This window comes from Azospirillum sp. B4 (genome assembly GCF_000333275.1).
Classification (GTDB): Bacteria; Pseudomonadota; Alphaproteobacteria; order Azospirillales; family Azospirillaceae; genus Nitrospirillum.
The window spans coordinates 18043-42558 of the sequence record NZ_BACU01000486.1 but is presented as its reverse complement, the minus strand read 5'-3'; the positions used below and the strand labels follow the sequence as shown (position 1 = coordinate 42558).

The following is a 24516-nucleotide window of genomic DNA, read 5'->3' as shown; positions in this document are numbered from 1 at the left end:
GAAAAGCGGCGGCCTGAACCTGCACGATCATACGGCGCTCGTGCAGCGGCCCCCACCAGCCTGAGGCCCTGATCACGGGCGTCCCCGGCCACCGGGTAACCTGGATCGGCTTTGCCAACGCGGATCTGCGGCCCTCCGACCAACTGGACAATTAGGCAAACGCCAGGCTCTTAACGTTGTGGGCAAGGTGATCGAAAAGCCGATCCACCCGGTCCGCCTGCACATGATGGCCCAGGCTAGGCCGAAGGCTCTGGAGCGTGGCGCCCAAGTCGGCACGCAACTCGGCGATGATCTCCTCAACGACACCCTCCGCCAGCCCGGCCGCCTCGGCCGTCTGGCGCCAGTGCCGCAAGGCGATGTCCCGCACCCGGTAATGGCGGTTGCGCCCCACCGCCATGGCCAGCTTGACCCGGGCGGGGTCGAACGCGCGGGAGGTGGCGCCGTAAGGGATGGCCGACATCACATCGTAGAGCGGCGTCAGGCGGAAGCCGCCGGGGGTCAGGAAGATGGAAAAGTTCTTGGCGTGGCCGTCGGGGGCGGACAGCAGCCAGAACACCATTTGGGCCTTGAGGAAATTCCGCCGGTCCTGGTCGGGGGTGTCGCTGCGGGCCAGCAACTTCAGGATTTGGGCGATGCCGGGGCCGCCCCGATCCTCATACTTCTGGCTGCTGGGCACGCCCAATGCCTGGCAGAGGTCTTCCTGCGGCAGACGATAGAGGACGCCATCCACCGGCCGGCGGTCGGACCGTTCCACCACCAGTACCGTGATATCCTCAAACCGCTCGATGGTGGCGTTGGCGACAGGCAGGCCCAAGGCGCGGCACAGGGCCAGGCACAGCCATTCGTTTTCCACGCTGTCCGACAGGTCCACCCGCCCCTCCGTCAGGCCGATGGGGGGCTTGAAGATGTGCGAGGTGGGCGTGGCGCCCCGGGGAATGGCCCAGGCCCCCGAGGGCAGGCGCAGGAAGGCCGTCTTGTCCTGGGCGCCGGCGATGGAGATGCGGAAACCCTCGTCCCCCCGCTCGCGCCCAAGGGGGGCGGATTTCAGGTGGCGCAGGCGGCGGGCGATATCCGCCACCGGCACCTCGTCAGCCTCCATGCGGGTCGGGTCCCCGGGGTCGGCGCCAGGCGGCAGGAAGCGCAGGGCGCCGATGCAGTCCCGGCCGATGGCGGCCAGCAGGTCGAACGGCCGGTCGGATGCCGCCCCCTCGCGCAGGGCGATGCGGGCACGGATGGCGTCGCTGTCGGGCAAGAGGTTGTCGAAATAGGCGGCCACAGCCAGGCCGGTATGGGCCTTGGCCTGTAGGGGCAGGCTGAGCGATACCGGCAGGGCATCGGCACGGGCTTGCCAGTCGCGGTCATAGGTGAAGGAGACATCACCGCCACCGCCCCGCACCAGGACGCCCACCAGACTGCGCCCCAGATAGACGTCCAGCCTGTCCTTAAGGCTGCGAGAAGTGCGGGGCATCAGTAGTTGCCCGGTATAAAGTCGGTGACGCGGCGGGCGTCCACCGTGATTTCGGCGCCCAGGGCCGTCAGCAGGGCGAACAGCGTTTCCGTGGTGCAGCCCCGCCCTTGCTCCACATCCGAGATGGTCCGCTGACGCAAGCTGGCCTTGTCGCCCAACTGCGCCTGGGTCAGGCCGGCGGCCTGGCGCATCTGGCGCAGGGTGTGGCCAAGATCAGTGTTGCTGCGGATGCCCATAGCCTACCCTCAAGGCGGAATTGCGCCTGAGGAAACGGTAGGCGAAAAAGCGCCTAAAGTCAAATTAGGCGGATAAACGCCTATGGGTTTTGGCGGCGGTGCCGCCTTCAACGCTCATGCCCGGATCAACCCGACCCCATGACTGCTGAACGCAGCGGCCAGCACCCACCCGAATGCACTTCATCCACAGTGAGACGGGCACGGGCCATGGCGGGGCACTCCTGCTTACACAAAGGCAGGCTTACACAAAGGCGCTTACATGGGCGGTCCAAGGGGTCGATCGGCCACCAGGGCGATTCGCGGAACTGGCTTCCGACCTGCTTACACCGCCGCCGTGTAAGCACTGGTGTAAGCTAGCATGGGGCAGAATCAGGCTCAACGCGGCCCCACCCCGCACATCGCCGGGGCGCTAAGGGACTGATTTTCTAGGGAAGTTGTTGGAGCGGGTGAAGGGAATCGAACCCTCGTCGTAAGCTTGGGAAGCTTCTGCTCTACCATTGAGCTACACCCGCGCCGGGAAGGAGCTTATAGGGCTTTCCGGGGCGGCGTTCAAGCGGCAGTGCGACCGCCGCCTGAAAACGCGGAAGGAAGGGGCCCGACCGGATGGCGGTCAGGGGTCCTGGCCGTTGCGGTTGGCCGTGGGGCCGGACGGTTCAGCGAACCGCCCTCCGGCGTGGGCGGGCCAGCTTGGCGACGCCCGCGTCCCCGGTGGCCGGGGCGGCCGTCGCAGTGGCGGGAGTGACGGTCCGGCTGGCGGCCCGGCCCAGCATGCCCTGGGCCTTGGACAGCGACCCGGGAACGAATTCCAGGCCCAGGAACCGGTCCAGTTCCACCGGGCCCGGCAGCTTCAGACCCAGCACCGGCCCGCGGGTGAAGCCGAAGCGGTTGTAGTAGGGGGCGTCGCCGACCAGCAGCACGCTCTCATATCCCAGGGCCTCGGCCCGGGCCAGGCTGGCGCGGATCAGCTGGCCACCCAGGCCGGCAGACCGGTAGTCCTCGGCCACGGCGATAGGGCCCAGCATCAGGGTCATGGTGCCGTCGGCGGCCATCACCGGCCAGTAGCGGATGGAGGCCACCAACCGGGGCTGGGCGGCGGAATAGCCGGGCGCCTCGTCATCCAAGGCCACCATGCACAGGTCGGCCACGGGGGCGATGCCCCGGCGCAGGCGGTAAACGGTCTTGGCTTTGCGCTTCGGTCCGAAGGCGGTGTCGAGCAGGCGTTCGATGGCGCCGGCGTGCGCCGGCAGCTCAGTCGTCAGGATCATACGATTGGGGTGTCCCGGTTCTCTAAATCGATGGCGCCGTGGGCGCCTAGAGACCGGAACCGAGGGGCGTCGCCGTTAAGGGGCGAGGCTTCAGCATCCGGCCGTGATACGACCCTGTCGCCCGCAAGGCAGGCGACCGGAGGATCGTCGTCGAAGGAGGAGGCTGGCGTACATGCAACGCGCCGTCGGTAGTTGAACCTGAGGGCCTATATGAGGCCAAGCCCCCCCAGGCGCAAGCGTGTTTTTTGGCGTCCGCCCATCGTCCAGGGGGGATCGGCATCCCATCCCCAGCAACGCTGGGCGGACATCGGCCCATGATATGCTGGGTGAACCTTTGGTGACTCCGCCGCCTGGGCGCTTTCCGAGGCGCTTCGCGATCCCATCCGGCCGCAAGGACCTGGAGATTGGCCGCGAACGGGCCTAAGAAAGACGGCGAACGGGAATCGGGGCCGCCGCCCTCCGCGTGCCGGCGCGATCCGGTCGGGAGGTTGGAACGGCCCGGGAAAGACAGTCGATGTACAGCGAAACCACCCACGCCATCCGGGTCAGCGTGCGCCCGCAGTTCCTGGAGGATCAATCCTCCCCGCGGGAAAGCCATTACGTCTGGGCCTACACGGTGCGGATCGAAAACACCGGCGCCGAGACGGTCCAACTGCGCAGCCGCCACTGGCACATCACCGACGCCCGCGGCCGGGTGCAGGAGGTGCGCGGCGCCGGCGTGGTGGGCGAGCAGCCGGTCTTGAGCCCCGGCCAGTCCTTCGAATACACCAGCGGCACGCCATTGAGCACGCCGTCCGGCATCATGGTCGGCAGCTATCAGATGGAGCGCACGGACGGCAGCCGCTTCGACGTGCGCATCCCCGCCTTCTCCCTGGACAGCCCGCATGAGCGGGGTTCACTGAACTGATACCGCGTTTCAGCCGTAGATGGCATGAGACGGCGCGTGATGTCGCCGTCACAGCCGGCCGCCTCCCCCGGCGCTAGGCTTCCCGGCCGACCGCGCCAATCACTCCAGCCCCCAAGGAAGACAGACCGTGACCCAAGCCAAGAAAACCCCCGCCGACACCATCGTGGCCGGGCCGGTTCACGGGCGCCGCGACGTGCCAACCGCCCAAGGCCGTCCCAGCCGCGAGGAGGCGGAGGAGGCGGTGCGCACCCTGCTGCGCTGGGCCGGGGACGACCCCACCCGCGAGGGCCTGCTGGGCACCCCCGACCGCGTTGTGCGCAGCTATGAGGAGTTCTTCGCCGGCTATGCCTTGGATCCCATGGAGATGCTGGCCCGCACCTTCGAGGAAACCGATGGCTACGACGAGATGGTCGTGCTGCGCGACATCCGGTTCGAGAGCTACTGCGAGCACCATATGGTGCCCATCATCGGCGTGGCCCACGTGGCCTACCTGCCGCGCTCACGCGTGGTCGGCATCTCCAAGCTGGCGCGCGTGGTGGAAGTGTACGCCAAGCGTCTGCAGATCCAGGAGAAGATGACCTCGCAGATCGCCAACACCATCGACGAGGTGCTGCAGCCCCTGGGCGTGGCCGTGGTGATAGAGGCGGCGCACCAGTGCATGACCACCCGTGGCGTGCACAAGCCCGGCGTCTCCATGGTCACCAGCCGCATGTTGGGCGCCTTCCGCAACGACCCCAGCACCCGCCGCGAGTTCCTGGCCATGATCGGCAATCCCAGCCCGGCCGGCAGCATGTTCTGAGGCTTGAGGCCCCGCATCAACGAAAAGGCCGGTGGCAACAGCGCCACCGGCCTTTTCCTTTACTCAAGCACACCGCACCGCCTTATTTTCCCTAGGACGCGACCGCGTCCGCCGGAGCGTTTCGGGAAGCGAAGCGGACTGAAACGCGAGGATAGCCAAGGCGCGGATGCGCCCGCCCGGCGTTTGAGGGCGTCTTACAGAATCATCGCCGCGAACAGGTTGTCGCGGATGCCCTTGGCCAGCTGGGCGTCCATGTCGCGGGCCATGTCGCGCACCAGCTGCGACCATGTCTTTTCCCGCTGGTTCAGGGTCACGTCCTCGGACACCGACTGGCTGGAGGTGACAACCACCGAGGTGCTGCCGGCATAACCCTTGGCCGGCATGTCCACCTGGATCTCCACATCGACCCGACCGTCATAGCGCTGCGACTGGTCGGTGGTGAACCAGCCCTTCACACCGGTGGTGCGGGGCAGGTTCACTTCCACGATGCTGGCGTTCTTGATCACGACCCGGGCCTTGCCGCTGGAACCAGCGGCCTTAAGCCGGTCCTGCACCCACAGTCGCACCACCTCGGCCGGGGTCAGCTGCAGCTGGTATTCGATGTTGGGCGGCTTCATGGGCGAGACGTAGTCGTTCACCACCTCGATCTCGGCCACGTTCAGGGTGATGGGCGTCTCATCCGCGAAACCGAAGCCGCCCGACTGAGCCCAGGCGGCCCGTACGCCCACGCCCGCCGGCGCCACGACCAGGAGACCGAGAACAAGGGCCAGGAAGAGACGGCGCATGGATCACCTCGAGGACACTGGGGCGGTAAGCCGGATTGGTAGATGGCAATGCTTGTGTCATGACCCCGGCGACTGATCAAGCGTGACGCCCGGGATAAACCCCTACAAACGGCGGTGTTGACCGGCGACGACGCGACTCGGAACCCCCGCCGGAGGACCTAGCCTCAAGGATTCCAGGGCATGACGCCGGGGAATTCGGGTCAAGGGCGGTCCACAAGCCTGTCAAGACCGAATCAGGGGCTCCGCACGCCCCTTCGCGGTACGGAAACATGGGGGCCAGAGCGGACGCTTCCTCATTAATATCTTTTTACTTCAATGACTTGCTTTTATTGCCTGTTTTTTGCGCAAACAGGGCAGAGCCCCAGGACTCCTGGCCCGGATACCGCCCGTACACAGACTTATCCACAATTTCTGGGGACAGCTGGCCCGTCGCGTCTTCCCTGGCCGAAAGGCATGGAGCCCCCGCCATGATGGCTATCACAAGCGAGGCGGAGCCCCCGGCATGCCGGCCCGGCGGCGCCCCGGGAGATTGGTCCGCGCCGACGCGCCGACGCTTGTCTTGAACCCTGGGAGGGGGTACCCATGTATCTCACAGGCGGTGCCGTTCCGGGCCGCCGAGCAGCGGGCCTAGGCTGCCGTCCCTGGCTGGATGGAACCGAAGGCCGCCCCCGCACACTCGCTCGTTGGAGGAGGTTGCCGACATCATGAACACCCGTGTCTCGTTTCTGAACAGCCCTTTCCTGCTGGGATTCGACCAGTTCGAACGCACCCTGGACCGGATCTCCAAGTCAGCCGCCGAGGGCTATCCGCCCTACAATATCGAGCAGATCGGCGAAGATGGGCTGCGCATCTCCCTGGCCGTGGCCGGCTTCACCTTCGATGACCTGCAGGTGCAGACCGAAGACAACCAGCTGATCATCCGCGGCCGCCAGCACGACGACAAGTCGCGCATCTATCTGCACCGCGGCATCGCCGCCCGGCAGTTCCAGCGCAGCTTCGTCCTGGCCGACGGCATCGAGGTTCTGGGCGCCAGCCTGGACAACGGCCTGCTGCACATCGACCTGCGCCGGCCCATCCCGGAACCCAAGGTGCGCACCATCAAGATCAGCGGCGCCGGCGAGGGCACCGCCGAGCCCCAGACGATCGACGTTTCGCCGGACAAGAATCCAGCCCCATAAAAACCCGGTCTGGCCCATGATCGGGCCATTTTCCGCCTTCACCCTGACAGGGCTCCAAGAGCCTGTCTTTCCTCACGTTGCGAAAAGCGAGTGACCATCATGACCGACAGCTTCGACACCGAATTCCAGACGCTGAGCGACGACGCCCTGCGCCACCTGTCCAGCCAGGACTTCGCCGCCTTCGGCGTCAACGTGCTGGCCTATGTCAAGCCGGTGGTGACCCAGGGCATCCTGGGCTACGCCATCCACGCCGCCGACGGCACGCCGCTGGCCGTGGCCGCCTCCCCCGAGGTGGCGCTGGCCTCCGTCCGCCAGCACGACATGGAGCCGCAGCGGGTGCATTGAGCCCTTTGGCGCGGCCGAAGCGGCTTCCCTCCCTTTTCCCCCTGACGTCCAGGAGCGCCCGCGGCATTTGCCCTGCGGGCGCTTTTGTTTCTTTGTTGGGCGGCCCGGGGGTTGGCGGCCCGCTTCCTCTTGATTGTATATGGTGGCGGGGTGGCAGCCCCGGCGGGCTGTGGCCCGGCCCTTCCAACGCAAGAGAGACATCCCCATGCGCTTCCTGAAACGCGCCGTCACGGCCCTGCCCCTTATGGTGGCGGGCGGCACCCTCCTGGCACCAGGCCTGCCCCACGCTCAAACTGGATCCCCCGCCGCCGGCTCCCCTGTGGCCGGCGCCTGGTCGGGCGAGGTCCAGATCGCCAATCGCCCCGTCGGCCTCACCATCGTCTTCCAAACCACCCAGGGCCGGCTGACAGGCGTGGCACGCTTGGCGGCACCGATGAACTGCCGCATGACGCAGGACTATGCCGGGAACAGGAAAGTCGACGGGAAGCCCATCATGGTTTTCGAGATCGTGCAGACCGACGGCGGGTTCTGCGACCGTCTGGGACGGGGCACCCTGGAAGTGACCCTTGCTGACGACACGCAGTTGAACGCGACGTTCAAGGATGTGCGCGGCCAGAGCCCGATTCAGGCCCGGATGACGCGCGACGCCGCCCGCTGATCCACCGCCAATGAAAAAGGGCCGGCACCCTTTCAGGCGCCGGCCCTCTCCATTTCCAATTCGTTCTGGGAACGACTTAGAAGTCCATGTCACCCATGCCCGGGGCGCCGGCCGGAGCGGCCTTCTTCTCGGGCTTCTCGGCGACCATCGCCTCGGTGGTGATCAGCAGGCCGGACACGGAGGCCGCGTCCTGCAGGGCGGTGCGCACCACCTTGGTCGGGTCGATGACGCCGAAGGCGAACATGTCACCGAACTCACCGGTCTGGGCGTTGTAGCCGAAGTCGGCGCTAGCCTGGTCCAGCAGCTTGCCCACGACGATGGAGCCGTCGGTGCCGGCGTTGAAGGCGATCTGGCGCACGGGGGCCTGCAGGGCCTTGCGGATGATGTCCACACCCACGCGCTGGTCGTCGTTGGCCGGCTTCAGGCCGTCCAGGGCCTTGGTGGCGTACAGCAGGGCGGTGCCGCCGCCGGCCACCACGCCCTCTTCCACCGCGGCGCGGGTGGCGTGCATGGCGTCGTCAACGCGGTCCTTGCGCTCCTTCACCTCGACCTCGGTGGCGCCACCGACGCGGATGACGGCAACGCCGCCCGCCAGCTTCGCCAGACGCTCCTGCAGCTTCTCACGGTCGTAGTCCGAGGTGGTCTCCTCGATCTGCGCCTTGATCTGGCCGATGCGGGCCTCGATGTCTGCCTTGGCGCCCACGCCGTCGACGATCGTGGTCGCGTCCTTCGTGATCACCACCTTCTTGGCGGTGCCCAGCATGTCCAGCGACACGTTCTCAAGCTTGATGCCCAGGTCTTCGGAGATGACCTGGCCGCCGGTCAGGATGGCCATGTCCTCCAGCATCGCCTTGCGGCGGTCGCCGAAGCCCGGGGCCTTCACCGCGGCGATCTTCAGGCCGCCGCGCAGCTTGTTCACCACCAGCGTGGCCAGCGCCTCACCTTCCACGTCTTCCGACACGATCAGCAGCGGACGGCCGGACTGCACGACGGCTTCCAGCACCGGCAGCAGGGGCTGCAGGCTGCCCAGCTTCTTCTCGTGCAGCAGGATGTACGGGCTTTCCAGCTCAGCCGTCATCTTGTCGGCGTTGGTCACGAAGTAGGGCGACAGGTAGCCGCGGTCGAACTGCATGCCCTCGACGACTTCCAGCTCGGTGTCGAAGCTCTTGGCCTCCTCCACCGTGATGACGCCCTCGTTGCCCACCTTTTCCATGGCGCGGGCGATCATCTCGCCGATCTCGGCCTCGCCGTTGGCGGAGATGGTGCCGACCTGGGCGATCTCGGCGTTGGTCGAGATCTTCTTGGAACGGCTCTTGATGTCGTTGATGACGGTGGTGACGGCCAGGTCGATGCCGCGCTTCACGTCCATCGGGTTCAGGCCGGCGGCCACGGCCTTGGCGCCCTCGCGCACGATGGCCTGGGCCAGCACGGTGGCGGTGGTGGTGCCGTCACCGGCGATGTCGTTGGTCTTCGAGGCCACTTCGCGCACCATCTGGGCGCCCATGTTCTCGAACTTGTCCGACAGCTCGATCTCCTTGGCGACGCTGACGCCGTCCTTGGTGATGCGGGGAGCGCCGAAGCTCTTCTCGATGACGACGTTGCGGCCCTTCGGGCCCAGGGTCACCTTCACGGCGTCGGCCAGGATGTCCACGCCGCGCAGCATGCGGTTACGGGCATCGACGCCAAACTTCACTTCCTTGGCAGCCATAATCTCTCTTCCTTGAATTCCGGGGCCTGATGTAAGGCCCTGATGGCGATGAGGGGAAATCCGGGGCGGCGACCGTCTGGTCAGCCAGCCCGATCATCCAATCAGGCGACGACGCCCAGGATGTCGGATTCCTTCATGATGAGGTAATCGGCCCCATCGATCTTGACCTCGGTGCCGGACCACTTGCCGAACAGCACGCGATCACCAGCCTTCACGTCCAGGGCGATCAGCTTGCCCTGCTCGTCACGGGCGCCGGGGCCGACGGCCACGACTTCGCCCTCCTGGGGCTTTTCCTTGACGGTGTCGGGGATGATGATGCCGCCGGCGGTCTTCTGCTCGCTTTCGACGCGACGCACCACCACGCGGTCGTGCAGCGGACGGAACTTCATAGGGTCTCTCCCTGAAAAGGCAAAAGGTGTGGGCCTGAGCCTGCTGTTAGCACTCAGACCCGGTGAGTGCTAGCGGAGATAATACGAGTCAAAACGGGAATCAAGAGCGCAAGCGGCAACCGGGCGGCCGGTCGCGAAAACGTCACGTCGCTCGGGTGGCGGCCCAGGTGGCAGACCCGCCTGGAACGATGGCATAAGCCGTAAAACTTCCTCCCATGATGACGGCAAGGACGCGACAGAGTGTCCGTCCATGCTATCGTGCCGCGTAATCCCTTTCCCGACAGGCTCCGACGCCGCCGCCCTGATGCTCTACCTGCAAGTCGCCATCCTCGTCCTGCTGATCCTGTTGAACGGCTTTTTCGCCATGTCCGAACTGGCCGTGCTGTCCGCGCGGCGCAGCCGGCTGGTCTCCCTGGCGGAGAAGGGGCAGCGCGGCGCGAAGACGGCGTTGGCCCTGCAGGACAGCCCCTCGCACTTCCTGTCCACGGTGCAGATCGGCATCACCATGATCGCCATCGTGGAGGGCGCCTTCGGCAGCGCCACGCTGTCCGGCCCCCTGGCGGAAAGCCTGGCGGCCGTCCCGTCCCTGGCGCCCCACGCCGAAAGCATCGCCGTCACCCTGGTGGTGGTGTGCATCACGCTGGTGTCGCTGATCGTTGGCGAGCTGGTGCCCAAGCGCCTGGCCCTGTTCGCGACCGAGCGCATCGCCGTGCTGACAGCCCCCTTCCTGCAGGGTCTGTCACGCGTCGCCACGCCCGTGGCCTGGTTCCTGGGCGCCACCACCGAACTGGTGCTGAAGCTGCTGGGCGCCGCCGGCAAGCCGGAGAACGCCGTCACCGAGGAGGAGGTGAAGAGCCTGATCGCCGAGGGCACGGCCGCCGGCGTGTTCGAGCCGGAAGAGAAGCGCATGATCGAAAGCGTGCTGGGCCTGTCCGACCGGCCGGCGCGCGCCATCATGACCCCGCGCCTGGACGTCATGTGGCTGGACCTCAACGACGACGTCGCCCAGCTGACCAAGGAAATCCAGGAAAGCCACCACAGCCGCTTCCCCATCTGCCGCGGCAGCCTGGACGAGGTGGTGGGCGTGCTGCACGCCAAGGCCGTGCTGGACGCCGTGCTGGCGGGCGAGACGCCGGACCTGGCCAAGCTGGCCAACCCCGCCCTGATCGTGCACGACGGCACCCAGGTGATGCGCCTGCTGGAGCTGTTCCGCTCTTCCGGGCAGCAGATGGCCCTGGTGGTGGATGATACGGCAGCGCCGAGGGCATCGTCACCCTGACCGACATCCTGGAATCCATCGCCGGCGACCTGCCCGAGGCCCACGACGTGGATGAGGATGAGTTCGTGCGCCGCGAGGACGGGTCCATGCTGATCGACGGCCGCATGGCCATCGACGAGGCGTCCAACGTCCTGGACCTGCCGGGCCTGCGCGACGGCGGCGACTACCTGACCCTGGCCGGATTCCTGCTGTTCAAGCTGGGCCACCTGCCCCGCGTGGGCGAAGGCATCAGCCACGCCGGATACCGGTTCGAGGTGGTGGACATGGACGGCCGCCGAATCGACAAGATCCTGGTGATTCCGCCAGCGGAGTGAGCGGCCGCCGTACCGGCACCGGGGCGCCCTTATTTGGGGCCCTTAGTCGGGGCCCTTAGTCGGGGCCCTTAGTCGGGGCCCTTAGTCGGGATGGAGCGTCAGTTCGTTCACCGTACCCTCGTCGACCCCCAGGTAGTAGAAGCGGCCATCGAAGCCGGTGGCCACGATGTTGCCGTTGGGCCGGGCATCCAGGCCGGCGATTCGGGCCAGTTCCTCACCCGTGTCGGCGTCGCGCCACAAAACCGCGTCCTGCCCGTCCACGAAATCGGTGCCGATGATGTTGCGCCCCTGTGCCGGTCCCACCACCGCCCAGAAGGACGCCATGGTCTGCGACCGTTGCCAGACGGTCGAGAAGCCCTTGTCCGGCGTGAAGGTCAGCGCGGCCACCCGCGCGGCCTGCTGGTCGTTGGTGTAGACCCGGCTATGGACCGGATCCAGGGCGGGCTTTGAAAATTCCTCGCTGGGAACGCCATCGGGAAAGGGCACGACACTGTGCTGCCTGGCCGCATCCTCCCGATGGAAGGCGGAGATGCGCAAGGGCTTTTCCGCCTTCAGGAAATTGTTCTGGACCACCACCCAGCCATTCAGCATGCCGCAGGCCGTTCCCGGCTGCTCGCCCGGAAAGACATATTGCGGATTCCAGTCGGGATCGAGCGTCAGGCTGTCCGGGCCCAGGCGATAGCGCCACAGATGCGTCAGCCCGGGCAGATAGATGAATTCCGCGTCCCCCTGCTTGTCGACCATGACCCGGCCCAGGATGGGATCGGGTGTCTGGGTCACGGCCCTGACCTCCAGCGTCTCGGCATCGACCGCGACCAGGAAGGCCGGGATGTCGCTTTCCTTCACCGCGTACAGCCCCGGCAGGGAATTCACCAAGGGCCGCCCCCTCTCCAACGACTTGGCGATGATGGCGCCGCTGCGGGAGATGACGAAACCGTTGTAGGCGGCCCCGAAACCGCCAGGATGCCGGGGCAGTTCGATGGTGCGATGCGCGCCCGTGCGCGGATCGATCTTCGCCAGTTTGGCCCCCGTCACGACATAGAGGAAACCGTTGCCGTGGACGCCCAGCACGCCGGGCCAATCGAAATAGTGATCGAACGGCACGTCGAAGTGGACGCGCCACCGCTCCTCCAGGGTGAGCGCGTCGAGACGGGCGACGTACGAGCCTGGGGCGTTCCCGACATAGCCCCCGTAGATGAACAGCTCATCCCGTTCCCGCGTGACGATGTTGTAGGGATTGGGATAGTGCCCGGGCGCGCGCCGCAGGGCCACCCGGGCACGCGGCGTCCCGGCCAATTGGGCCACGTTGCAGCTGTGGGGGAATTGCTGGCTCCGCACCGAATCGAAATGTTCGAAGGGCATCATGGTCCGGTACCAGGGGCCGTCATCCGGCCCCGGCACGAACGTGCCGGACGCAAGGCAAGGATCGGGCTGCGATGGCATGGGAACACCTTCCTGCGCGGGCGGGGACTGCCTTATGGCAAACGGGGCCACGGTGGCGACCGGATACCCTTATGGATTGCATAAGCATCTTTATAATGGACTAGAGATTTTATATCAAATATTACTATCGCGTTCGTATACATAAATCATACGCCAGGCGCGTTATGATTGCAGATTTCCCACGGGCCGCGATAGAGGGCCCGCCGATCCGCCATATGGAGGGCCAACCCATGTCCGTTGAAATCGCCACGGTCGTCGTCCCGCGTGTCGAGCCCAAGCCCATCGCCACGGAACCTGTTCCCCAGAACCCCCATATGGCACCCAACGGCCGCAGCAACATGCATTGCGACGCCTTCATGACCGACACCTACGGCTGGGCCGGACCGCTGGGCGGGACGCTGGAGGTTTCCTACAAGGAATTGGGCGGCGAAGGGGCGTCGATCACCTATGACCCGGAAGGGCGTCTGGTCACCGTCGCCATAGGCCCGAAAGGCCGGCGCCTGCTGCTTCTGGAACCGCGGACCCTGGATATTTTGGCGGAAATGGATCTGCCGGCGGGCGCGGGGGGCAGCACCGGTTTCGGCGCGGGCGGCTACATTTATTTGAGCGATGCCAACCAGGCTGTCCTGCCGACGGCAAACCAGCAAATCTGGGTGGTGGACGTTCCCACGAAAGCCAGTGGCGACGACAGCAGCTTCCGCGTCGCCCGCATCTACGACCTGGCCGGCAGCATCGGCGACGCCGACGCCAGCATCCTCTCCACCTTGCCGGACTGGAGCGGCCGGTTGTGGTGGGTCACCGACACCGGCACCGTGGGCTATGTCGACCGGTCGTCGGGCGCCTGCTGGACCACCGTGCTGGACGCCCCGCAACGCATCGGCAACTCCTTCGCCGTGGATCAGACGGGCGGTGTGTTCATCGCCAGCGACTATGCCCTCTACCGTTTCGACGTGCCGACCACCGGCATCAACCCGCAGGTGAGCTGGTGCTACAGTTATGACCGGGGCCTGGGCCAGAAGCCCGGGCAGCAGAGCGGCGGGACGGGGACCACCCCCACCCTGGTCGGCACCGGCACGGGGCAGAGCTTCTGCGGCATCACCGACAACGCCTATCCCCAGATGCACGTCGTCGTCTATCGACGGGAGAAGGAGGTGCCGGGCAACCGCGTGGTGGCACAAGTGCCCGTTTTCCCCAAAGGCCACAGCGACACGGAAAACTCCCTGATCGGCTGCGATGGCAGCTTCTTCGTCGAGAACAACTACGGCTACAGCAACGGCCTATCCACCCGGCCCGTGGTCCCCGGCATGGCGCGCGTGCGCTATGACAACCTGCCGTGTCCGGGCACGGTGGCGTGGGAGAACCCGCACGTGACCGTTCCATCGGTCGTGTCCAAGTTGTCCCTGGCGACAGGTCTGGTCTACACCTACAGCCTGAAGATCGAGGATGGCCGTCACGACTGGTTCCTGACGGCGGTGGATGCCGCGACCGGTTCGGTGGCGTGGAGCGCCAAGGTCGGTAGCGGCCCCCTGTTCGACAACCATTACTCCGCCCTGTCCATCAGCCCGGCGGGCGTGGTCTACGTCCCCACCGCCCTGGGCATGGTCATGGTGCGGCCGGCGTAAGAGGTTGGGCGGCCGATACCCGGAACCGTCCCCTTACTTCGTGCCAAACAGGCGGTCGCCGGCGTCGCCCAGGCCGGGGACGATGTAGGCGTCGTCGGTCAGGTGGCTGTCCAGCGCCGCCGTGTAGACGGCCACGCCGGGGTGGGCGGCGTGGAAGACGCGCACCCCTTCCGGCGCCGACACCAGGGCCATGAAGCGGATCTGATCGTCGGCCACGCCGTGGCGGTTCAGCACGTCCACGGCGTGGACGGCGGAGTTGCCGGTGGCCAGCATGGGATCGACCAAGATGAAGGTGCGGCCGGCCGCGGCCGGCAGCTTCACCAGATATTTCCACCGGCTGCTGGTCTCATGGTCGCGATAGAGGCCGATGTGGCCTCACGCGCGCCGGGCATCAGCTCCAGCAGCCCCTCGGCCATCACCAGGCCCGCCCGCAGGATGGGCACGACGGCGACCTTCTTTGCCCTCGATGACGGGTGCGTCCATCGCCACCAGCGGCGTCTCGATCCGTTCCGTGGTCAACGGCAGGTCGCGCGTCAGCTCATATCCCATCAGCAGCGCGATCTCGCGCAACAGTTGGCGAAATCCCATGGTGGACCGCCGCTTGTCCCGCATGTGCGACAGCTTGTGCTGGATCAGCGGATGGTCGGCGACGAACAGGTTGGGAAACTCGGAGACGGTGCGCATGGGGCCAAGACCAGGATTGAAAAGGTGGAATTCCATCCAAGCTAGCGGACGCGGCGTCCCAGCGCCACCGTGATAGGCGGCGGGCGCCCGTGAATGTGAAACCGGTTACCCCGGTATGTCCGCGCTGGCCGATCCTGACCACCCGGTCAGCCCGTCCCTCACGCCGGCGGAGTCGCCCGCACCACCTGGTTGCGCCCCTGGCGCTTGGCCGTATAAAGCGCGGCGTCGGCCTCTGCCACCAAATCCTCCGGATCGCAGCCCAGTCGCGCCTCCGCCAAGCCGAAGCTGGCGGTGAAGCGGATGCTGCGCCCGCCGCCAATGGCGACGGACATCGCCTCCATATCCTGGCGCAGGCGTTCCACCACGGCGTAGCCGTCCAGGATGGTGGCGTCCTTCAGCAGGATCAGGATTTCCTCGCCCCCCAGGCGGAAGGCCTCGTCAAAGCTGCGAATGCCCTGGTTGACGGCGCCGGATGCCGCCATCAGCACCCGGTCACCAGCCTCATGCCCATAGGTGTCGTTGACCGCCTTGAACTTGTCCAGGTCGCACAGGGCGACGCAGAAGGGCCGGCCGGTGCGGCGGTAGCGGTTGACCTCGCGCTCCATCTCCTCGCGCAGGCCGGTGCGGTTGCGCAGGCCCGTCAGCGGGTCGATGCCGCTGCCAGCCACGCTGAACGCCCGCTCGATACGGCGCAGCAGCAGCATGAACTCGTCGAACTTCTCGATCACCGCCTCATAGGCGGCCAGGGACGGCGGCTGGCCCTCCACCGCGCGCATGTGCACCAGGCGGGCCATGCGGTGCATCTGGTCATGCAGGGAGATCAGGCGATCGATGGCCGGCTGGTCCGCCAGCTCGCTGCCAGACGCCCCGCGCACCCAGGCAGGGAAAGCCATCGGCACCGGAAGGGCGGCGGCGTCACCCTGGCTGAAGAACGCCACGCGGTGCCACTGGCCGATCCACCGGATATGCTCGTCCACCACGCCGGCCAGACCGGCGGCGGAGGGCAAAGGGGACTCATTCATCGCGGGAAAACGATCCTGATGACAAGACCGGGGTGGCGCGCCCCGAACGGGGCGCCGCCCGGTCGGGCAAGGCAGTCCCCGTACTTTAGGTCATTCACCTATCGTTTGCATCCGCTCTCGGCACCACCCAAGGGATAGGGTGCGGCATGGCGCCGCCCTTCCCGGTTAGTCCCGTGGAATCAGCGGGATGCGGCGATCACCGCCCCAGCGCCTTCAGCCTATCCTCCAACTCCTTGCGGTCATCGCCTTCCGGCAGCAGCGGTAATAGCCGCCCCCACAGCTCGCGCGCTTCCGCCTTGCGGCCGGCCTCGGCGGCGTCCAGGCCCAGGTACCAGAGGGCCTGCGGGTTGCCGGGGTTGGCCTTCAGCACCACGCGCAGGGCGGTGAAAAAGGCCGGCGGCGGATGCCCGCCATCGGCCGGCAGCAGCACCCGGGCATACCCCAGGTTGGTATCGGCATCGTCAGGCGCTGCCGCGACGGCACGGGCCCAGGCGTCGCGCGCCTTGGTCACGTCACCCGTCACCTCATAGGCGCCGGCCAGGCGGCGCCAGCCCTCGGGGTTCGCCGGCTCCTTCTCCGCCGCCGCCTGCAGTTGGGCCAGCAACGACTTCACCGTGGCCGACTTCTGTTCCGGCGTCATCGTGGCGGGGTCGGGCAGGCCCGGTGGCACGCCCGGCACGGCGCTGGCCCCAGGGCTGGCCGCGGCACTGGTCGCGGCGCCGCCATACCGCTTGGCATTGGCCTCCGCCTCCGCCGCCTTGTCGTTCTCTCCCAGCACACGGTAGGCCCGCGCCAGACGGCTCCAGCCCTCGGCGTCGTTGGGCTGGTCCTTCAGGCGGTTGGCCAGGCGGTCGACCATGCCCCGGATCATGGCGGCGCGGTCACCGCCGGACATGCCGGCGGCGGCGGCCATGTCGGCGGCCGTCGGCCCCGGCGCGGCGCCGGGCGCCGGTGTCGGCGGCCCGGCGGGGGGGCCGGTGGGAGGTAGCGGCTGCGGCGTCACGGCCGCCGGGTCCATCCCGGCCTCCGTCGCCGCCTCACCCAGCTGGCCACGCAGGAAGGGCACCCAGGAGGCGTCGGCCGGGCTTTCGGCCAGCAGGGCGGACCAGCGGCTGACGGCGCCCTTCAGGTCGCCCGCCTGACGCACGGCCAAGCCGTCGTAATAGCGGGCGCGCGGCTCCTTGGGGTTCAGGGCCAGGGCCTTGGCCAGGGCCTCCTTCGCCTCCGGCCCCACCACGCCATCAGCCGCCAGCACCAGGGCCTCGGCGCGGGAAGCCTGGATCACGCCGTCATCCGGCGCCAGCGCCACGGCCTTGGCCCAGGCGGCGGCGGCCTTGTCGTTCTGGCCCATCATGCCCTGGGCGGTGGCCAGGGCCTTCCACGCCTCCAGGTCTTTCGGATCAGCCGCCACGCGGCCCTGCAGCACCTTCAGCACCGCCTGGGCCTTGGCCGAAGTGCCCTGGTCCGTACGTCCGCCCGCCGGTTGGCCGGGCAGGTCGGGATTGCCCAGGCGCAGGTATATCGCCATGGCCAGCAGCGGCACCACGGCCATCAGGGCGGTGGCGAGCTTGCGCGACGGCCTGGCCGGCACCAGCGCCGCGGTCTTGGAGCGGGCGGCCTCGACACGCCCATGGGCCGCCAGCAACCGCCGGCTGACCTCCGTGCGGGCGGCGGCGGCCTGGTCGTCGTTGAGCAGGCCGCGCGCCACGTCGCGGTCGATCTCCGCCAACTGGTCCTTGTAGATGTCGACCTCGGGCGTGCCCTCGGCCTCCGCCGGACGCGACACCATCAACGGGCGCAGCAACAGCAGCAGCACGCCGGCCGTCAGCAGGGCGGCGGCGATCCAGAACGCCATCATGGCCGCCCCTTCCCCTCATCCTCATCACGCAGCAGCAGGGCCACCTGCGCCTTCTCCTCCGCCGTCAAGGGCGGGGCCACGGCCTCCGCCCGCCCCTTGCCCCCCTGGCGGCCCCGCCACAGCAGCAGGCCGCCGCCCGCCAGCAGCAGGGCGAAGGGGCCGAACCACAGCAGGTACGTCGCCGGCTTCACCGGCGGGCGCAGCAGGACATAGTCACCATAGCGGTCGGTCAGGAAGGCCACGGCCTGGGCGTCCGTGTCCCCCTTGACCAGCCGCTCGCGCAGCAGCAGGCGCAGGTCGCGGGCCAGCGGCGCGTCGCTGTCGTCGATGGACTGGTTCTGGCAGACCAGGCAACGCAGATCCTTGGAGATGGCGCGCGCCCGCGCTTCCATGGCCGGGTCGGGCAGCATCTCGTCCGGCTGCACGGCGCGCGCCAAGGGGCCGGACAGCAGCGTGGCCGCCAGGACTAGAGTGAAAAGCACCCGCCTCACTTCGACAGCTCATTGATCAGCGGCAGGATGCGGTTCTGCAAATCCTGCGGGGTGATGGGCCCCACCTGGCGGTAGCGGATGCGGCCCTGGCGGTCGATGACATAAGTTTCCGGCACGCCGTAGACGCCGAAGTCGATGGCGGTGCGGCCGCTCTCATCCCGCGCGACGGCGGCGTAGGGGTTGCCGTCGCGGGCCAGGATGGCCTGGCCGTCCGCCGCCTTGTCCTTGTAGTCGATGCCCCGGATGTCCACGCCCTGCCCCGCCAGGCGCATGAGGATGGGGTGTTCCGAGCGGCAGGGCGCGCACCAGCTGGCCCAGAAGTTCACCAGACGGACTTTTCCGTCGGCCAACCCGGTGGACGCCACGCCCGGCTGCCCGTCCACCAGGGGCGGCAGGTCGAAGGCCGGCACCGGCTTGTCGATCATGACGGAGGGCAGGCGGTCGGGCGTGTCACCCCGGTCGATCTGCTTCAGGCGCACGCCGAACCAGCCGGCCAGGCCCAGGAACAGCACCAGGGGGATCAGGAACATCAGGCGGCGCATGCGGGGAACCTTATTCGGCGGGGGCCGGCGGCAGGGCGGCCGCGCGGGGCACGGCGCGCTTCAGCGGCACGCCCACGCGCAGGCGGCGGTCGGACAGGCTGACCAGCCCGCCGGCCATCATCAGGATGGAGCCCACCCAGATCCACGGCACCAGCGGGTGGCGATAGAAACGGGTATTGTAGCCGGTGCCATCCGGCGCCGGCTCCCCCACCACGGCGTAAAGGTCGCTAAAGAAATTGGTGTGGATGGCGGCGCCCGTCGTGGTCATGCGGGTGACCGGGTAGAAGCGCTGCTCCGGCGCCAGGGTGGCCACGAAGTCGCCATGGCGGGTGACGGTCAACACGGCGCGGCGCGCGGTGTAGTTGGGGCCGGGCGCCTCGCCCACGCTGTCCAGGCGGAAGCTGTAGCCCGCCACATCCACCGACTGGCCGATGTGCAGCACCTGGATGGCCTCGGTCGTCCAGGCGGAGGTGCCGACCATGCCGGCCACGGCCACGCCCAGCCCGGCATGGGCCAGGGCCGTGCCCCAGGCGCCGCGCGGCAGATGGCGGGCGCGGGCCAGGCTGTCGCCCAGGGGGATGCGGAACAGGCGGACACGCTCGGCCACGTCCACGATGGCACCCATGACCGCCCAGCCGGCCAAGCCCAGGGCCAGCAGCGCCAGCACGGGCTTGGTGCCCGCCAGCCAGACCCCAGCCAGCGCGGCGGCGACACCCACCAGGGCCGCGATCTTCAGCCGGCCCAGCACCCCGGCCAGGTCCGCCCGTTTCCACGACAGCAGGGGCCCCATGGCCATGACCGCCACCACCGGCACCATCAGGGGCACGAAGGTGGCGTTGAAGAAGGGTGGACCGATGGAGATCTTGCCGCCGCCGATGGCGTCGAGGAACAGGGGATAGAGGGTACCCAGGAAGACGGTGGCGCAGGCGGTGGACAGCAGCAGGTTGTTCAGCACCAGCCCGCCCTCGCGGCTGATGGGGGCGAACAGGCCGCCGGCCTTCAGGATGGGCGCGCGCAGGGCGTAAAGCAGCAGGCCGCCGCCGGTGGCCACCACCAGCAGTGCCAGGATGAAGACGCCGCGCGCCGGGTCCGACGCGAAGGCATGGACGGAGGTCAGCACGCCGGAGCGCACCAGGAAGGTGCCCATCAGCGACAGGGTGAAGGTGACGATGGCCAGCAGGATGGTCCAGCTTTTCAGCGTGTCGCGCTTTTCCACCACGATGGCGGAATGCAGCAGCGCCGTGCCCGCCAGCCAGGGCATCAGGCTGGCGTTTTCCACCGGATCCCAGAACCACCAGCCGCCCCAGCCCAGGGTGTAGTAGGACCACCACGAGCCCATGGCGATGCCCAGGGTCAGCGACGACCAGGCGATCAGGGTCCAGGGCCGGACCCAGCGGGCCCAGGCGGCATCCACCCGCCCCTCGATCAGCGCGCCGGCCGCGAAGGAGAAGCAGAGGGAGAAACCGACATAGCCCAGGTAGAGGAAGGGCGGATGGAAGGCCAGGCCCGGGTCCTGCAACAGGGGGTTCAGGTCATGGCCGTTCAGCGGCGCCGGATCCACCCGGGTGAAGGGGTTGCTGGTGGCGACCATGAACCACAGGAAGCCCACGCCGATCATGCCCTGCACCGCCAGCACCCGCGCCCGCAGGGTGGCCGGCAGGTTGCGGCCGAAGCCGGCGACCAGGGCGCCGAACAGCGCCAGGATGAACACCCACAGGACCAGGGAGCCCTCATGGTTGCCCCAGACGCCGGCCACCTTGTAGAGCATGGGCTTGTCGGTGTGGCTGTTCTCCACCACGTTCAGGACGCTGAAGTCCGACACGACATGGGCATAGGTCAGGGCGCCGAAGGCCAGCGCCAGGGCGGCGAACTGGCAGTATGCGGCGGTGCGCCCCACCTCCATCATCGCGCCGTCACGGCGCCACGCCCCCCACAGCGGCACCACCGACTGCACCAGGGCCACGACCAGCGCCAGCACCAACGCGTAGTGTCCAAGCTCGGGGATCATGGGCGTTCCAGTCCGAAGGGCGTCAGGGATTCGTGCGCAGGGTGGATGTCTGGTGTTCCTCCCCCGCAGCCACCGGTGCGCCGCTGGCGGGCACGTCACCCGGCTTGCCGGGGTGGCCGGCGCGCTTCAGGGCGTCGGCCACGTCCGGCGGCATGTACTTCTCATCATGCTTGGCCAGCAGTTCCGTGGCCGCGAACACGCCGTCGGGGCCCAGCTTGCCCTCCGCCACCACGCCCTGCCCCTCGCGGAACAGGTCGGGCAGGATGCCGGTGTAGGTGACGGGCAGCGACTTGGCGGTGTCGGTCACCTGGAAGGTGACGGTCAGTCCGCCGGCATCGCGCTTCAGGCTGCCGGTTTCCACCAGGCCGCCGATGCGCACGGTGCGCCCGCCCGGCGGCTTGGCCGCCAGGTCGGACGGGCTGTAGAAGAAGACGATGTTGTCGCGGAAGGCCGACAGGGTCAGCGCGGTGGCGGTGCCCAGGCCCAGCAGGGCCAGCGCCAGGATCATCATGCGGCGGCGTTTGCGGGTCATGGCGCGGTCTCCGTCGCCGGGGACGCCGTGGGGACGGGACCGACCTTCGGCTCCCGCTTGCGGCGGGGCTTGGCCGCTTCCAGCGTCGCCAGGGTGCGTTCCACCCGGCGCAGGCCGGTCAGGCTCAGCACCAGCAGGCCGACCAGCACCAGCGCCGCCGCCCCGTAGGATGACCAGACATAGGCGGCATATCCGCCCATCGACAGGAACCCGTCCATCATACTCTCAACCACAGCCTGGCAACCCGGAAGGGCCGCGAAGTTGGCGCAACCATTAGCTTATCACGTCGCCGAAACGACCGCCGTTGGTCTTCTTGTCCCATCGGCCGGCCGGATCATCCCGCCTGGCCCAGGCGCAGGGTCTGCACCCGGCGGGCGGCCAGGCCGGCGCGGATGCGCAGGATGACCACGGCGAAGAAATAGCTCTGGAACGCCACGGCCATCAGCAGCAGCGGCCACAGCATGCTGGCGGCGATGGTGGGCCCGCCCAGGCGGAAGACGCTGGCCGGCTGGTGCAGGGTGTTCCACCATTCCACCGAGAACTTGATGATGGGCACGTTCACCGCCCCCACCAGCAACAGGATGTTGCCGGCCTTGTTCCCCCGCGCCGGGTCGTCGAAGGCGTCCACCAGGGCCATGTAGCCCAGGTACAGGAAGAACAGCACCAGCACGCTGGTCAGCCGGGCGTCCCACACCCACCAGGTGCCCCACATCGGCGCGCCCCACAGCGATCCGGTCAGCAGGCACAGGGCGGTGAAACCGGCACCCAGGGGGGCGGCCGCCTTGGCGTAGACCTCGGCCAGCGGATGCTTCCACACCAACGCGGCGGCGGCGGCCACCGCCATGGTGCTGTAGGTGAACATGCTCATCCACGCGGCGGGCACGTGGATGTACATGATCCGCACGGTGTCGCCCTGCTGGTAGTCCGGCGGCGAGGCGACCAGGCCCAGGTACAGCCCGGCCACGAAACAGACCGCCGACAGGCCGGCCGCCCACGGCAGCACGGCGTTGGCGATCTTCAGGAAACGGGCGGGATTGGCGAAGCGATGCATGGCCCCCGTTATGTATCACGCCGACCGGCCTTTGCCACCGGGATACACGGTAAATTGATATGGATCAGGCCTAATGGTTTAGGGGGCGAATCGATGGATTGGCCCACCCGCCGCCCGTCACTCATGGGCCGCCCGGAGTGCCGCGGCGATGGCCAGCGGGGCCAGAACCAACGCTCCGCACAGCATGCCGCCCAGCAGCAGCAGGTGGGGCCGGGGCGACAGGCCGGACAGGCCGGCGTCCAGCCCGGCGGCGGCGAAGATCAACACGGGGATGTAGAGGGGCAGCACCAGCAGGGGCAGCAGCACGCCGCTGCGCCGGGCCCCCAGGGTCAGCGCCGCCCCCACGGCCCCGATGAGGCTGAGCAGCGGCGTGGCCAGCGCCAGCGTGCCCACCAGCAGGCCCAACTGGTCCACGGGCATGCGCAGCAACAAGGCCAGCAGTGGCGCCACGATCATCAGCGGCACGCCCGTCACCAGCCAGTGGGCCGCGACCTTGGCCACCGCCACCCCTTCCGCCGGCAAGGGCGACAGCAGCAGCAGTTCCAGGCTGCCATCCTCGAAATCCCCCTGGAACAGGCGCTCCATGGACAACAGCGCCGCGAGCAGCGCGGCGATCAGCAACACGCCAGGGGCGATGCGCATCAGGACGTTGGGCTCCGGCCCGACACCGAAGGGGAACAGCACCACGCACAGCACGAAGAACATCAGGGCGGCGGTGGCGTCGCTGCCCTGGCGCAGCACCAGGCGCAGGTCACGCAGGATAAGGCGCAGCATCAGGCGGCGTCCTCCGCCCCGTCTTCGTCATCCTCGGCCGGCGCGAACGCCGCCAGGTCCAGGACGGCGCCGCCGGGGGTGGCGAGGTCGATGTGGGTGGACAGCACCACCCGCCCACCATCGGCGCGGTGGCGGGCGATGGCGCCTTCCAGCAGGGCGACCGAGGCGCGGTCCAGGCCCACGGTGGGTTCATCCAGCAGCCACAGCGGCGCCGGTGCGGCCACCAGGCGGGCGAGCGACAGGCGCCGGCGCTGGCCGGCCGACAGGAAGCGGCCGGGCACGTCGGCGATGGTATCAATGGCGAATGCGGCCAGCGCCCGGTCGACCGCCGCCCGGTCGGCGACTCCGCGCACCCCCGCCCAGAAGGACAGAATCTCCCGGCAGGTGAAGCTGGCCTTCACCGCATCCAGATGGCCGACATAGTGCAGGCGGGCACGGTGCGCCTCCGGGTCCTGGGCCAGGGCGACACCGTCCCAGGCGATGGTGCCGCGCAACGGCTTCAGCAATCCGGCCATCAGGCGCAGCAAGGTGGACTTGCCACTGCCGTTGGGGCCCACCAGAGTGAGGCAGCCGCCGGCAGCGAGGGTGAAGTCCAGGTCCTGGAACACCAGGCGCCCACCGCGCAGGCACAGCAGGTCGCGGCCGGTGAAGGGAGAGGAAGACGTCATGGGCCCGGGATTCGGAGTCGGCAAGGGAGCCCGACTATAGGCCGCCGCCCCCAGCACCACAAAGCGCTGGATCAATCGCTCGACCGCCAGCTGAAACGCGAAGCGACTAGGCCGCGACTGCGGCCGCCGGAGATTTTTGGGGAGCGTAGCGGACTGAAAATCGAGGACAGCCAAGGGGCGGATGCCCCGCCGGCGCCTGAGGCACCTTGAAAAGAAAACGGCCACCGCGGGGGGCAGGTGCGGTGGCCGTTTGGTAGACCAGCCGGGGCAGGCTGGAGAGGACACCTCCGGTAGGCCGGTCGGGGGAGACCGGGCGGGAGGGGCTTCCGACCCCGGCAGGGGGTCACGTCGCGTCGTCCTCTATGCGCATAAGGCCACCGCGACATGGCCAATTTGGGCCGCAAAAATGGCGAAATTGAGATTTGTGCCTGTACCCCCCGCACCCGGTGGAAACCGCGGGGCGCCGCGCGAAAAACGGGACGGCCGAGCC

General features: G+C 68.1%; 25 protein-coding genes, 1 tRNA gene and 1 pseudogene. 8 read left to right on the top strand and 19 right to left on the bottom strand.

The genetic code is table 11. The annotated features are described in order from the left end of the window. Positions 1–151 precede the first annotated feature (151 nt). The 4 genes from I55_RS21320 to I55_RS21305 all read right to left on the bottom strand — a co-directional run bounded on the left by I55_RS21320 (position 152) and on the right by I55_RS21305 (position 2969). Entirely contained in the window at positions 152–1468 is a 1317-nt protein-coding gene (locus tag I55_RS21320) for a type II toxin-antitoxin system HipA family toxin (protein ID WP_044562591.1), read from the bottom strand. After that, complete coding sequence (locus tag I55_RS21315; protein ID WP_044562590.1) at positions 1468–1704, bottom strand: helix-turn-helix transcriptional regulator; 237 nt, start codon at positions 1702–1704, stop codon at positions 1468–1470. The genes I55_RS21320 and I55_RS21315 overlap by 1 nt, the downstream gene beginning before the upstream one ends. 438 nt (positions 1705–2142) lie before the next feature. Then, positions 2143–2216 (bottom strand) — tRNA-Gly (locus tag I55_RS21310). A gap of 141 nt (positions 2217–2357) precedes the next feature. After that, positions 2358–2969: a GNAT family N-acetyltransferase gene (locus tag I55_RS21305; protein WP_049974366.1), complete on the bottom strand. Its 612-nt coding sequence runs from the start codon at positions 2967–2969 to the stop codon at positions 2358–2360. Between the two features lie 514 nt (positions 2970–3483). On the opposite strand from I55_RS21305, the gene apaG reads away from it, so the two are divergent. Together apaG and folE are read left to right on the top strand one after the other, a co-directional pair. After that, complete coding sequence (gene apaG / locus I55_RS21300) at positions 3484–3876, top strand: Co2+/Mg2+ efflux protein ApaG (RefSeq protein WP_044562589.1); 393 nt, start codon at positions 3484–3486, stop codon at positions 3874–3876. A gap of 160 nt (positions 3877–4036) precedes the next feature. Continuing rightward, entirely contained in the window at positions 4037–4675 is a 639-nt protein-coding gene (gene folE, locus I55_RS21295) for a GTP cyclohydrolase I FolE (RefSeq protein WP_199902668.1), read from the top strand. Between the two features lie 194 nt (positions 4676–4869). Here the strand turns inward: folE and I55_RS21290 are convergent, their stop codons facing one another. Continuing rightward, positions 4870–5460: a hypothetical protein gene (locus I55_RS21290; RefSeq protein WP_049974365.1), complete on the bottom strand. Its 591-nt coding sequence runs from the start codon at positions 5458–5460 to the stop codon at positions 4870–4872. Between the two features lie 704 nt (positions 5461–6164). Between I55_RS21290 and I55_RS21285 the strand changes: the two genes are divergently transcribed. The 3 genes from I55_RS21285 to I55_RS21275 all read left to right on the top strand — a co-directional run bounded on the left by I55_RS21285 (position 6165) and on the right by I55_RS21275 (position 7641). Beyond that, positions 6165–6638 carry an Hsp20 family protein gene (locus tag I55_RS21285; protein ID WP_044562609.1) on the top strand — a complete coding sequence of 158 codons (474 nt, stop codon included), beginning with the start codon at positions 6165–6167 and terminating at the stop codon, positions 6636–6638. A gap of 99 nt (positions 6639–6737) precedes the next feature. Next, the gene (locus I55_RS21280) at positions 6738–6983 is read left to right on the top strand and encodes a DUF1150 family protein (RefSeq protein WP_044562608.1); all 246 of its coding nucleotides are present in this window, start codon (positions 6738–6740) and stop codon (positions 6981–6983) included. 205 nt (positions 6984–7188) lie between these two features. Next, complete coding sequence (locus I55_RS21275; protein WP_044562588.1) at positions 7189–7641, top strand: hypothetical protein; 453 nt, start codon at positions 7189–7191, stop codon at positions 7639–7641. A 76-nt stretch (positions 7642–7717) separates the two neighbouring features. On the opposite strand, the gene groL is transcribed toward I55_RS21275, so the two are convergent. Continuing rightward, on the bottom strand, positions 7718–9349 hold the full coding sequence (gene groL, locus I55_RS21270; RefSeq protein ID WP_044562587.1) for a chaperonin GroEL: 1632 nt from the start codon (positions 9347–9349) through the stop codon (positions 7718–7720). A gap of 101 nt (positions 9350–9450) precedes the next feature. After that, complete coding sequence (groES, locus tag I55_RS21265; RefSeq protein ID WP_044562586.1) at positions 9451–9738, bottom strand: co-chaperone GroES; 288 nt, start codon at positions 9736–9738, stop codon at positions 9451–9453. A 304-nt stretch (positions 9739–10042) separates the two neighbouring features. On the opposite strand from groES, the gene I55_RS21260 reads away from it, so the two are divergent. Both I55_RS21260 and I55_RS38585 read left to right on the top strand, forming a co-directional pair. Continuing rightward, positions 10043–11017: a hemolysin family protein gene (locus tag I55_RS21260; RefSeq protein WP_252181246.1), complete on the top strand. Its 975-nt coding sequence runs from the start codon at positions 10043–10045 to the stop codon at positions 11015–11017. A gap of 47 nt (positions 11018–11064) precedes the next feature. After that, positions 11065–11331, top strand: a complete 267-nt coding sequence (locus tag I55_RS38585; RefSeq protein WP_252181245.1) for a transporter associated domain-containing protein — start codon at positions 11065–11067, stop codon at positions 11329–11331. A gap of 81 nt (positions 11332–11412) precedes the next feature. Here I55_RS38585 and I55_RS21255 read toward each other — a convergent pair whose 3' ends face one another. Continuing rightward, positions 11413–12774: a hypothetical protein gene (locus I55_RS21255; RefSeq protein ID WP_148293883.1), complete on the bottom strand. Its 1362-nt coding sequence runs from the start codon at positions 12772–12774 to the stop codon at positions 11413–11415. A gap of 230 nt (positions 12775–13004) precedes the next feature. Here I55_RS21255 and I55_RS21250 point away from each other — a divergent pair, with 230 nt between their 5' ends. Beyond that, complete coding sequence (locus I55_RS21250; RefSeq protein ID WP_049974364.1) at positions 13005–14396, top strand: hypothetical protein; 1392 nt, start codon at positions 13005–13007, stop codon at positions 14394–14396. Positions 14397–14429: 33 nt separating this feature from the next. On the opposite strand, the pseudogene upp reads toward I55_RS21250, so the two are convergent. From upp to ccmA, 11 genes and pseudogenes are all read right to left on the bottom strand, one after another. Then, a pseudogene (upp, locus tag I55_RS21245) lies at positions 14430–15080 on the bottom strand (uracil phosphoribosyltransferase). Positions 15081–15238: 158 nt separating this feature from the next. Beyond that, a complete protein-coding gene (locus I55_RS21240) occupies positions 15239–16102 on the bottom strand; it encodes a diguanylate cyclase (RefSeq protein WP_044562584.1) in 864 nt (287 codons plus the stop codon). A gap of 196 nt (positions 16103–16298) precedes the next feature. Next, entirely contained in the window at positions 16299–17960 is a 1662-nt protein-coding gene (gene ccmI / locus I55_RS21235) for a c-type cytochrome biogenesis protein CcmI (RefSeq protein WP_049974363.1), read from the bottom strand. Further along, on the bottom strand, positions 17957–18442 hold the full coding sequence (locus I55_RS21230; protein ID WP_307718724.1) for a cytochrome c-type biogenesis protein: 486 nt from the start codon (positions 18440–18442) through the stop codon (positions 17957–17959). The genes ccmI and I55_RS21230 overlap by 4 nt, the downstream gene beginning before the upstream one ends. A 5-nt stretch (positions 18443–18447) precedes the next feature. Continuing rightward, positions 18448–18993 carry a DsbE family thiol:disulfide interchange protein gene (locus I55_RS21225; RefSeq protein ID WP_044562582.1) on the bottom strand — a complete coding sequence of 182 codons (546 nt, stop codon included), beginning with the start codon at positions 18991–18993 and terminating at the stop codon, positions 18448–18450. A 10-nt stretch (positions 18994–19003) separates the two neighbouring features. Next, positions 19004–21001 (bottom strand): heme lyase CcmF/NrfE family subunit, encoded by a 1998-nt coding sequence (locus I55_RS21220; protein WP_044562581.1) that lies wholly within the window; start codon positions 20999–21001, stop codon positions 19004–19006. Between the two features lie 22 nt (positions 21002–21023). Next, complete coding sequence (gene ccmE / locus I55_RS21215; protein ID WP_044560361.1) at positions 21024–21533, bottom strand: cytochrome c maturation protein CcmE; 510 nt, start codon at positions 21531–21533, stop codon at positions 21024–21026. Further along, entirely contained in the window at positions 21530–21754 is a 225-nt protein-coding gene (gene ccmD, locus I55_RS21210; protein WP_252181244.1) for a heme exporter protein CcmD, read from the bottom strand. Before ccmD ends, ccmE begins: the two co-directional genes overlap by 4 nt. Before the next feature lie 113 nt (positions 21755–21867). Beyond that, positions 21868–22584, bottom strand: coding sequence for a heme ABC transporter permease (locus tag I55_RS21205; protein WP_044562580.1), 717 nt, complete (start codon positions 22582–22584; stop codon positions 21868–21870). Between the two features lie 117 nt (positions 22585–22701). Continuing rightward, complete coding sequence (gene ccmB / locus I55_RS21200) at positions 22702–23358, bottom strand: heme exporter protein CcmB (RefSeq protein ID WP_044562579.1); 657 nt, start codon at positions 23356–23358, stop codon at positions 22702–22704. Then, on the bottom strand, positions 23358–24026 hold the full coding sequence (gene ccmA / locus I55_RS21195; protein ID WP_044562578.1) for a heme ABC exporter ATP-binding protein CcmA: 669 nt from the start codon (positions 24024–24026) through the stop codon (positions 23358–23360). The genes ccmB and ccmA overlap by 1 nt, the downstream gene beginning before the upstream one ends. Between the last annotated feature and the right edge of the window lie 490 nt (positions 24027–24516).